Raw genomic sequence first — 11,389 nt, 5'->3', positions numbered from 1 at the left:
CACCATCCTTTCCGATTGGGATTTTTGGAACCTGAAACAGAAGGTTTATCCTGGGCATCAAGTGGTGACCGCAACCTCGCGTTATCAGCATGCACCCTGTCAGTCTTTCTTGCTGGGACTACGGCAGGGGATGAAGCATCTGTGTGAGCGGAATGTGCCACATGAGCCAGGCTGAATGCTTAGAAAGCAGACACAGCAAAAGCCGGCTGAAAGGAGAAAAAGCAGTGCCTTCGGACATCAGACTCTGTTGATATCATACCACAGGATAAACTTTATTCAATAAATAACGATAGACAGTATAGAGGGAAAAGGAATGAGGAGAATACCTCAGAGATGTCTCCTTCCTTCTATACCATAAAAAGAATAGGTTTATAACCAATTTTTCTTGGCTATAAACTTATTATACGAGGAGGAAGGCACATGGAAAATTTTTTATGGACAAAAGACGAAATTGAGGGAAAAATTGACTACAATCACAATGTTGAGGACTTTGTAAAAAACAACACTTGGCATAATTTGTTTGCCTCAACAAAATGGATTTTATCAAATCCAGCCGAAGAAATCTATGATTTCTATAAGGAGTATATGGCAAACCCTTCAAGACAGATATTGAATCGTACAGTATCTAATGTACAGAAAATTCATGATTTAGGTTGCGGCGGTGGCCGTCATACCTATTTCTTCTCAGAACTTGGTTATGATGTAACAGGAAGTGATCTTTCAACAAACGCAATAGAATATACTGAACAGGAGCTTGTCAGAAGAAATCTGAAAGCACGCTTAGTAAAGTGTCCTATGACAGAGTTACCATTCGAAGATGGAGAATTTGATGTAACTATTTCTAGAGCTGTTATCAATCACTCTACTTTACAGGAAATGAAAAGAGTAATCTTTGAAGTTGCCAGAACAACAAAAAAAGGTGGAATTTTCATGGTAACTGTTTCATCTGACCGAGCATCCGATTTTAGAAGAGGAACTGAAGTCGTTAAAGATTTATCTTATATTCCAGCTAGTGGTCCAGAAGAAGGACTAATACATACATTTTTTACAGGAGCTAATGCAGCAGCTTTATTAGAGCCTTTCTTTATCATAGATAAGGTTTTCTTAGCTGAACATCCATCACTAATTACAGCAGATGGCTGTACCGATCCAGATGAATATTTTGGCTCAGAATATGTTATTATTGGTATCCGAAGATAGAATACATACATAAAAATAAGGAGTTTATATGAAATACGGTATAATATCGGATATACATGAAGATGTAGTTAGACTCAAGGAAGCTTTAAATATCTTAGAAGAGAAGAAAGTGGATGAAATCATTTGTCTTGGAGATATGGTTGGCTTTTCTGTTCCATATTATACTTACTGGGAGACTCGATCATCAAATGAAGTTGTTAATATTGTAAGAGCGGAATGTAGCGTAGTGGTAATTGGAAATCATGATTTAAATGCTATCCAGAAGTTACCACATCATAAAGACTTCTTTGATTATCCAACTCTATGGTATGCACTTGATTATGATACAAGAAAGATGCTATCCAATAATAAGGTCTGGCTGTATGATAATGATTTGCCAAGCTGCTTATCTGATAAAAATAAAGAATATATCGCGTCACTTCCGGAATATGTAGTAAAAGACATGGGTGATCATAATGTACTGCTGTCTCATTATGCATATCCGGATTTGACGGGTTCAGCTGTGGAAGAGATAAAAGACATTCCACAGCTGGGAAAAAACTTTCATTTTATGTCTCAAAAAAATTGTGTTTACGGTTTTTCAGCAAATGACCATTATGAAGGAGTTTGCTATTTTACACGTGAGAATAAGGGAAGTATTGGGTTTTGTGAGTCTCTAGAGTTAGGAGAAGAGCCTCTGTGGCTTCATGGACCTACCGTTTCACGTGGTGAATTTCATAACGGAATTTTAATTTATGATTCCAAAATAAGGGTTATGGAATCAATACCTTTAAAATCCAAAACACATAGAGTAATTGGAGAATGGATAAAATTTGATGAAAAAGGCGATAACAGATAGAACTTGATGTAGTTTCAGTAATGTAAAAGAGGTTGAATATGGACAAAAGAAGTGTTGTAATACCAACAAACAGAGAATGCGTGGATTGTATTAAAGCATATGTAGAAGAAACAAGAAAGATACAAAAGAAAACTGGTGAAGAGTGTTCATTTGTTTTAATTGATACATCGCCAGAAGAAGTGCAAGAAACGCATAGTGTATTGATTGATGAATTAAAGAGCGAATATAAAAATATAAAGATTGTATATTTAAACGATCAGGCTCAAAGTGAATTTTTAAATAAGTTAGTGGCAAGTTATCAAACAGAAAATCCAAAACTGCTCTATGAGTTGTTAAATCCTTCAGGATTATCTTATGGGGCAGCTGCAAATAGAACATTTCTAGTTGCAGCCGCTTTAGGCAGCAATATTGTCTTTAGAAGAGATTCTGATACGTTGCCACAAATAAAAGATGGAAAGTTTCTTTTTCCATCAGATATAGAAGATGAGTATTTGGGGAAAAACGTTTGCCAGATAAAAGATCTATTAGATAAAAATGATTACGCAAATGAGTTGGATAAAATGGGGAATAATCCTATTTTAATGGTAGGTGCAAATTATTTAGGTGAATGGGCAGGAGACTATAGAGAAATGTATGAGTATGATCCTGATATCCTAAAGAAACATGTGTGGATGAACATGCCACATAAAACTTCAGAAGAAGTAGATGCCAGAATTGAGTACAGATATTTGCAGAGAAATTCTGATTTACATGTTGAAGACAGATTGCAAATAGTAATAGATGATTTAATTGAAGTTGGTAATTTTGCATTAAAGGATGTATTTTTGGATGTACCTTTATTACCATCAGAATATGCATTATCAATGGATTATTTTTATCATTCTTTATTTGATGAGTTACTTTTACCAAAATTATATCATAATAGACATGTACAGCATTTCCATACAGGGGAAAGAGGCTCCGAAGCATGGTTTAATCGCTACCATTTAGGAATTGCAAAGTCAAAAGTGTTAAGAAGATATTTAGCAATGGTTTACAAGGGAATCTCAATGAACCGTGAGAGAATTTTGAAAGGCGGAAGAATTGATAATATTGAAATTGCGAAAATATTTGAGGTAGTTTCAAAAGTAAGTCTTGAAGAAGCAAGTGTTCTAATGGATGATTTGGCTGATTTATATAGCAGCATTAACATCGAGAAATATCCAAAGGTAGCAGTTTTGATGAGAGAACAGAAAGAAGAGATTCTTTTGGATGCACAAAAGGATATAGAAAAGTATGCGTTCCTATGCAAAGAGTGGAAGGCATTATGTGAGCATGCTTCTTCCATTATAGACAGCTTACAGTGACATGAGATTTATACACCTTTAAGGAGTGATAAAAATGATTTTGACAGGAAATGAAATCATAAGAGAAGTAGAAAACAGGAGAATCTGCATTTCACCATTCTTGAAGGAGAATGTTAATCCTAATAGTTATAATTATAGGTTGGATGAAGCTATTTTAGAATTTGAACCAGATCTGATTGATGCAAAAAGAAAACCTAAGTACAAGAAAATAAAACTTACAGAAAAAGGTTACTGTTTGCAGCCAGGAAAGCTTTACCTTGGTAATACAGTAGAGAAAATAGGAAGTGACAATTACGTTACTCAGCTTATTGGAAGATCAAGTGTGGGCAGACTGGGGTTGTTTTTGCAAATAACTGCATCGTTAGGGCATGTGGGCTCAAAGCATAAGTGGACGTTAGAACTTACGTGTATTCAGCCAATTATTGTATATCCTTATATGAAAATAGGACAAGTTAGTTTCTGGTCTATGCAAGGAAGTAAGGAAATTGCATATATAGGAAAGTATCAGGGATATAATGAACCTCATATTAGCGAGTTTTATCATGAACTTGATAAGACAAAATAAAGATAATACATTCAGAATTAAGCAACTATAGTTTTAGATTACAGATGATAGAATGAGGGCGAAGATATGATATTGACAGGAAATGAGATAAAGAAAAAAGTACAAGAAAAAGAGATTATTATCGAACCATTTCATGAAAATGCACTGAATCCCAATTCCATTAATTTTCGATTGGGAAGTAAATTAAAAGTTTACAAAAACTATGTGTTAGATCCAAAGCAAAAACAGGAAACTGAAATCATTGAAATTGGAGATGATGGAATTGTTCTGGAGCCAGATAGAATATACCTTGGCTGCACCATGGAAAAAATGGGAAGTGAGAAATATGTTCCTATCATGAGTGGACGGTCTTCTACTGGACGATTGGGATTGTTTGTACATATTACAGCAGATTTAATTGACATTGGCTCAATTAACCACTGGACATTGCAGATGCATGCAGTTCAGCCAGTTAAGGTTTATAAGGGGATGCCAATAGGACAGGTAACATTCTGGAAGCCACAAGGAGAGATTTCACTTTATCATGGTAAATATCAGGGAAGTACGGAACCTATGGAATCACAGATATGGAGAGATTTCTTATAGAGTAGGAAGGGTATAAATGAAAGATAGAGAATTTAAAAGTCATAAAGTAGAAGAATTTACAGAAAAAATTATATCTAATTTTAAAGTATGTTTTCGCAATTTTGGTTATATTGAACATTCTGACATTCCTATTAATTCTAAAGCCGATACAAGTGTGTATTTTATAGGCTCTACCATTAGTGTACTAAAACCGTATTTAATAACTGAAGAGATACCAGACAAAGGCTATTTTTTAGTACAAAGATGCATTCGGACACAAAATTTAAAGATAATGCTTAATGGGGGAAAACTGAACTGGTCATCTTATTTCAGAAGTATAGGGACACTTTCGCCTTATAGCAGATTAAATGAAGTTGGAATGGAGATATGGGAGTACCTTACAGAATATCTTAAAATTCCTTCATCCGATATAAGAATCAGGGTTTCTTCGAAAGATGAAGATTTGTTGGGGATTTGGAAATCCCATCGATTTAAACCATGTCTTGAAATTGATAGCAAAGAACAACTGTATTATAAGCACAAGTACGGAATGGAACATATTCGTGGCAGGAATCTGAATTTCGCTTTGCGCAAAGATGACACAGATTCTTTTGAGGATATTGGGAACTTAATAGTAATAGAAAAAGGGAATGATAAATTAGCAGTTGAGTTGGCATTTGGGGTAAGTACTATGATTGCCAGAATGAATTCTCTGGATAATGCAATTCAATCCTCAACAATATGCAAATTTAGTGATTATACCGAAGAAAAGTCATATTTACTTGATTCTCTTGCAGTTGCAGTTCATTTAATTCATGAGGGATTACGTCCTACGGCATCGAATACGAGAGGGAGACTATTACGATCCTACATCAGAAATATGCAGTCATATTGCAATAGATTCCAGTATAGTGTGGAGCGACTGTGTGAAGAGGCTAAACAGTATGAATTGGACGAATATGGTAAGAATACCGATGTTGAAGAAAAGTTAATGCAATATATGCGAAGTAAGTAGAAAGACTTTTGCTAAAAGTAGGAGGGATAAGAATGGAAGAAAAAGTAAGTGTCATAATACCTGTATTTAATCGCGAAAAAGTAATCCACAGAGCCATAAATTCTGTTTTAAATCAAGAATATAATCATTTGGAAATTATTATTGTAGATGATCATAGCACAGACAATACAAGAAAAGTAGTAGAAGAATATATGGAAAAAGATGCAAGGATTTGTTATTGCTTGAATGAGAATAAGCAGGGGCCTGCAGGAGCTAGAAATACTGGTATAAAGAAAGCTACAGGAACTTATATTGCGTTTCTTGATTCTGATGATGAATGGCTTACCTTTCATTTAAGTGAAAGCGTTGAAGCAATAGAGCAACATGGAGTGGATGTGTGTTTTGCACTTTGGTATGAAAAAAATCTGCAAGGTGACTGTAAAGAGCCGTTTGGGGATGGCAATGGAAGGCAGCGAATCGAGAAACTTGTGAAAACTCTTAAACCAATCGAAGTAGGAGACTATCTTATTTTCGATGATCATCTTATAGAATATGTGATATTGGAAAGGTTTTATTTCTATCATATTAATACTTTAGTGTTTAGGCGAAAAATCATTGAAGATAACGGTGTACTATTTAATGAAGATTTAGGTACAAATGAAGATTTAGATTTTTCCATGAATCTTTTTGATTTAAGCAAGGTATGTCTAATAAGGAAATGTCATTTTATTTATTACCAAGGTACAGATAATCTGTATGCATTTATGAATCGAGCTAATTTTTCGCTGGAAAGTATCATAGAAAATAAAAGATTAGTAAGAAAAATGTCATATTGTGATTATAATAAGGCCAAAATGTTTACTTTGCGTAAAGACTTTATTAGAAGAGCCAATAAAATTACTAAAAAGACAGAATGCGTAAAAGAGTGTAATGACAGAATCGGAAAAAAATATTTTACTATTGGTATCCTGAATCAAAAACTTAGGCCGTATTATGCAATCAAGTCTATTATGGTTTCGATGCGATATGAGGCAAGATGGTATAAAGTTGTATGTATATTAAGAATTTTATTTAGAAAAAGCTGTTTAGAAGTACCTGAAGGTTCTTTATATTTTACATGAGGATGAGTGTGGGGGGATAGAAGAGGACTGATTATGAAAGAGATAATTAAATTTACTAATGTGACAAAGGAATACAAGGTTTTGAACCATAGACAGGGAGTACTAGGAGGGGTAAAGGACTTATTTTCGAGAAATTATAATATCATTAAGGCAGTAAATGATATAAATTTTTCAATAGAGAAAGGTGAAATCGTAGGATACTTAGGACCGAACGGGGCTGGAAAATCCACAACCATTAAGATGATGACAGGAGTACTTGAGCCAACTTGTGGAGAAATTCTAGTAGATGGGCTGGTTCCGCATAAGAAAAGAGCAGAGAATGCCCAGAATATAGGCGTTGTTTTTGGACAGCGTACACAGCTTTGGTGGGCTTTGCCGGCCATTGAATCCTTTCGTATCTTGAAAGATATTTATATGGTGAACGATAAAGATTATAAGGATATGCTTGAACTGTATAGTTCGTTAGTGGATTTAGACATATTGCTTAAAAAGGCAGTACGGCAGATGTCACTTGGACAGAGGACATTAACGGATATACTGGCAGCATTCCTTCATAATCCAAGTATTGTATTTCTAGATGAACCTACAATTGGATTGGATGTTTCCATGAAAAGTAAGATACGAGAACTTGTTCGTTTGTTAAATAAAGAGAAAAATACAACGGTTATTTTAACAACTCATGATATGAGTGATGTTGATGCGTTATGCCAAAGAGTTGTAATAATTGATAAAGGGAAAAAGATTTATGATGATGATATCAATAAGTTAAAGGGGCTGTATGGAAATTGCCGAAATTTGAAAGTTCACATTGAAAATAAGGTAGAACAGCAGTCTGAAGATGTTTTAAAACAGAACTTAGAGCAGGTAAAAGATATTTTGCTCAGGGCATTTCATAAGACTTTTACAGTTGTTAGAAATAATGAGTGGATTGACATTTTAGTGAATGAAGATGAAATATCAATAATTGGCGTTCTAAATGAGATTCAGCAGCATTGGAAATTATATGATATCAAAATTCAAGAAATATCAACAGAAGATGTTATCAAAAAAGTTTATGAAGGAGTTTGATTATGAACATAAGGAGATATAAATCATTAATAAGAGTTGGAATATTGGAATTCTTACGTTTTCGATTATCAACAATTGTTACAATGATTGGAAATTTTATTTATATTATCATTGTATATTTTTTATGGAAGGCAATTTATGCTTCCTCTACAAGTAGTACCATTAATGGGATGACTTTTTATGATACCCTTATATACCTAGTTCTTGCAGCGGCACTATTTTCCTTTATGGATGTACGTCTGGTTTGGCAAATCGGAAGGGATATTCAATCTGGCTCAATTATTACTGAAATAATCAAACCTGTGAATTTCATGTTTTATCAGATATACAAATATGCAGGTAAGTGGATTGTACTGTTTTTTTTGACATTTTTACCTACACTTATAACTGTTTTTATTATGACGAGAGGAACCATACAACTGGGCATGAATATCGTTTTGTTCTTTTTCAGCACTTTTTTGTCTCTAATGATTAATTTCTTAATTGACTTTTTTGTAGCAACAATTTGCATGTATACAGAATCAATTTGGGGATTAAATGTTATGAAAGAGGTAGTGGTTGCTTTTTTATCAGGGGCAAGTGTACCAATTGCATTTTTTCCAGACTTTGTTTTAGCTATTATAATGAAACTGCCTTTTCAAGCAATTTACAATACGCCCATTATGTTATTATTAGATGCGCAAATGAAGGTCAATGAGCGAATTGAGAAGCTTCTTTTACAAGTGTTCTGGATTATTGTAATACTAATTGGTACGAACTTGTTCTGGAAGAAGTCACTCAAAGTAATAACTGTAAATGGTGGTTAAGAGGGAAAAGTTTCGATATATAAAGTTAAAATTAAGAGGATTTGAGATGGGAAAAAGAGGATTTATCTATTATTTAAAGATATATAAGAAGATTGTATTACAAGACTTACATAGTAAGATGAGTTACAGGGCAGATTTTATAATTTCAATAATTGCAATGTTAATAACAAATATAACCCAACTTTTAACATTTTGGGTTATATTTCAGAAATTCCCCTCTATAAAAGGATGGAATTATCATGAAATGATATTCTTATATGGATTTTCTCTTGTTGCAATAACACCAGAATGTTTCTTTGATAACAATTGGAAATTACGTGCATATGTGTACTCAGGGGATTTTATTAAATACTGTTTCAGACCGTTAAACTTATTTTTTTATTATATATCTGAAGTGGTGGATGTGAAAGGTGTTGGACAATTGTTTTTTGGAATTGGAGCGTTGGCATATAGCATGTCAAAGCTTCATATTACATTAACTTTTGTAGTATTCATAAGATTACTTATTGCATTAATTACCTCGTCACTGTTTATGATTGCAATTATGAATACGGCGGCAGCAAGTTGTTTTTGGGTATTAAATAGTGGTTATATTATGACACTTGTATATAAGTTTAAGGACTATGCAAGATATCCTATTACTATTTTTAACTCATTTTTCCGTTTGATATTCACATTTGTAATTCCAATTGCTTTTGTAGCGTATTATCCTAGTCTGCTTATTATTAGACAAAATTATATTTCAGTACTAACTTGGATTTCACCAGTTATGGCAGTATTTTATTTCTATTTAAGTTATAAAATATGGATGAAGGGAGCACTGTCTTATGATGGCACTGGCTCATAAAATAATGAATAATTTCACAGATGAGTTGTAATCGTTCTAAAGTTGTGATATTGTAAATTGGAAATATACTTTTTATGCTGTGAATATGATCAGAAAAATATCGAGTACTAAGTAGGGTAATGGAAAAATATTTTCTGTTAAGAATAATAATGGCACAAATAGTGTAATGAGCTGAAAACAAAGGATTATAGGTTGCCTTAATAAACCTAAATATTTGGTACAAGGAGATATGATATTAAAAATATCATGTGGAAGATATGAAGAAAATAAGCATGGATGATATGGTGGGATATTGTAATCAGTATGGTTTCATTTTTCAAGGAAGTGAAATATACGATGGTTTAGCAAATACTTGGGATTATGGTCCATTAGGAACAAGATTAAAAAATAATATTAAAGATGCGTGGAGATATTATTTTATTCAGCGAAGAAACAACAGTTTTGAAGTTGATGCGGATATTCTGATGAACCCTACTGTATGGAAAGCAAGTGGACATCTTGACAGTTTTTCAGATCCGCTGATGGATTGTAAAGAATGTAAAACTCGTTTCCGCGTAGATAATTTATTAGATGAATTAGATTCTGAAATTCATGCAGATGGAATGTCAATGGAAGAAATGTCTGCTTATGTAAAAGAACATAATATAAAATGCCCTAAATGTGGTGCTAGTAATTTTACGGATGTTAGACAATTCAATTTAATGTTTGCGACTCAAAGAGGAGTAACAGATACCACTACAAATACAATTTATTTAAGACCTGAAAATGCCCAAGGTGAATATGTCAACTTTTTAAATGTTCAAAGAACAATGAGAGCAAAATTACCATTTGGAATCGGACAGATCGGTAAGGCGTTCCGTAATGAGATTACACCAGGAAACTTCACATTTAGAACAATTGAGTTCGAACAGATGGAGTATCAGACATTCTGTAAACATGGTACAGACGAAGAAATCTATGACGAATTTAAAGAATATGGTATGAATTTCTTTAAAATGCTAGGTCTTCCAGGCGAAAAGTTAAGATTTCACGATCATGAAAAATTAGCACATTATGCAAAAGCAGCTTGTGATATTGAATATGCATTTCCATTTGGATGGGGAGAAATAAATGGAACTCATAATAGAACGGATTTTGATTTGACTCGCCATAGTGAATTTTCCAATAGAAAATTAGAGTACTTTGATAATACTACAAATGAAAAGTTTATTCCATATATAATTGAATCAACATATGGAGTTGACCGTGTTGTTTTAGCTGTATTATTTGAAAGTCTTGCGGAAGAAGAATTAGAAGGTGGAGATGTTAGAACTGTATTAAGAATTTCACCAAAACTTGCACCAATTAAATTAAATGTATTGCCTGTCGTTAAGAAAAGACACGGTGAAAAAGCAATGGAAATCTATAATTTATGTAAACGTCACTTTATGACAACATATGATGAGACTGGAAGCATTGGCAAGAGATACAGAAGAGGAGATGCAATTGGTACTCCATATGCTATCAGTATTGATGATGAAACAATTGAAGATGGTACAGTTACTTTACGTGACAGAGATACAATGTCTCAAAGAAAAGTAAGTGTTGATGAATTAATTGCATTTATCTTGGAAAACACATCTTTTATTGAATAGTAACCAAAACAAAACGCTGTGGAAAAAGCTTGTCGTTAGATTGTAACGACAAGCTTTTTCAAGTAAAATGCATACATTTGTATCAATTCGGTAACCGTCAACTCAGATACGCCTCCTCAATCCACGTTTCTTCCATTATACTATACAAAAAAGTTAGGAGGCAGTATAAATGGAGAAACGAAAATATACATCCAAGCAAGAACGAGAACAACACATCCAGAACTTTCTGTCCAGTGGAAAGACCAGGCTTTCCTGGTGTCAGGAAAATAACATCAAGCCCTCAACCTTTGGAAAATGGCTGCATGATTACCAGACAAAGAAACAGGAAGTAAAATTCATTCCACTGAAACCAAAACAGAACACAAGCCAGCAGTCAAGTACAGGTGAAATCCTGATCGAAATCGGT

The 11,389-nt window shown here is 33.6% G+C and carries 12 protein-coding genes; all 12 read left to right on the top strand.

Translation table 11 applies throughout. The features are described from left to right. Positions 1 to 420 precede the first annotated feature (420 nt). Positions 421 to 1,200 (top strand): class I SAM-dependent methyltransferase, encoded by a 780-nt coding sequence (locus BMY85_RS15010; protein ID WP_092479191.1) that lies wholly within the window; start codon positions 421 to 423, stop codon positions 1,198 to 1,200. Between the two features lie 28 nt (positions 1,201 to 1,228). Beyond that, a complete protein-coding gene (locus BMY85_RS15005; RefSeq protein WP_092479188.1) occupies positions 1,229 to 2,038 on the top strand; it encodes a metallophosphoesterase family protein in 810 nt (269 codons plus the stop codon). 38 nt (positions 2,039 to 2,076) lie between these two features. Continuing rightward, positions 2,077 to 3,384: a DUF6271 family protein gene (locus BMY85_RS15000; protein ID WP_092479186.1), complete on the top strand. Its 1,308-nt coding sequence runs from the start codon at positions 2,077 to 2,079 to the stop codon at positions 3,382 to 3,384. 34 nt (positions 3,385 to 3,418) lie between these two features. Further along, the gene (locus BMY85_RS14995) at positions 3,419 to 3,949 is read left to right on the top strand and encodes a dCTP deaminase (RefSeq protein ID WP_092479185.1); all 531 of its coding nucleotides are present in this window, start codon (positions 3,419 to 3,421) and stop codon (positions 3,947 to 3,949) included. Positions 3,950 to 4,015: 66 nt separating this feature from the next. Beyond that, complete coding sequence (gene dcd, locus BMY85_RS14990; RefSeq protein WP_092479183.1) at positions 4,016 to 4,534, top strand: dCTP deaminase; 519 nt, start codon at positions 4,016 to 4,018, stop codon at positions 4,532 to 4,534. Between the two features lie 16 nt (positions 4,535 to 4,550). Next, complete coding sequence (locus BMY85_RS14985) at positions 4,551 to 5,528, top strand: hypothetical protein (RefSeq protein ID WP_092479181.1); 978 nt, start codon at positions 4,551 to 4,553, stop codon at positions 5,526 to 5,528. A gap of 32 nt (positions 5,529 to 5,560) precedes the next feature. Next, positions 5,561 to 6,628, top strand: coding sequence for a glycosyltransferase family 2 protein (locus BMY85_RS14980; protein WP_092479179.1), 1,068 nt, complete (start codon positions 5,561 to 5,563; stop codon positions 6,626 to 6,628). 33 nt (positions 6,629 to 6,661) lie between these two features. After that, entirely contained in the window at positions 6,662 to 7,696 is a 1,035-nt protein-coding gene (locus tag BMY85_RS14975) for an ABC transporter ATP-binding protein (RefSeq protein WP_092479177.1), read from the top strand. 2 nt (positions 7,697 to 7,698) lie between these two features. Next, complete coding sequence (locus BMY85_RS14970) at positions 7,699 to 8,502, top strand: ABC transporter permease (RefSeq protein WP_092479175.1); 804 nt, start codon at positions 7,699 to 7,701, stop codon at positions 8,500 to 8,502. A gap of 46 nt (positions 8,503 to 8,548) precedes the next feature. Continuing rightward, positions 8,549 to 9,349 carry an ABC transporter permease gene (locus tag BMY85_RS14965; RefSeq protein WP_092479173.1) on the top strand — a complete coding sequence of 267 codons (801 nt, stop codon included), beginning with the start codon at positions 8,549 to 8,551 and terminating at the stop codon, positions 9,347 to 9,349. A 257-nt stretch (positions 9,350 to 9,606) separates the two neighbouring features. Next, entirely contained in the window at positions 9,607 to 10,983 is a 1,377-nt protein-coding gene (locus BMY85_RS14960) for a glycine--tRNA ligase (RefSeq protein WP_092479193.1), read from the top strand. Positions 10,984 to 11,152: 169 nt separating this feature from the next. Further along, a partial coding sequence (gene tnpA, locus BMY85_RS14955) for an IS66 family insertion sequence element accessory protein TnpA (protein ID WP_143066410.1) occupies positions 11,153 to 11,389 on the top strand: 237 nt, incomplete at its 3' end.

Origin of the sequence: [Clostridium] polysaccharolyticum, from assembly GCF_900111595.1 — a bacterium.
Lineage (GTDB): Bacteria > Bacillota > Clostridia > Lachnospirales > Lachnospiraceae > Clostridium_AI > Clostridium_AI polysaccharolyticum.
This window is presented reverse-complemented; position numbering and strand designations above follow the sequence as displayed.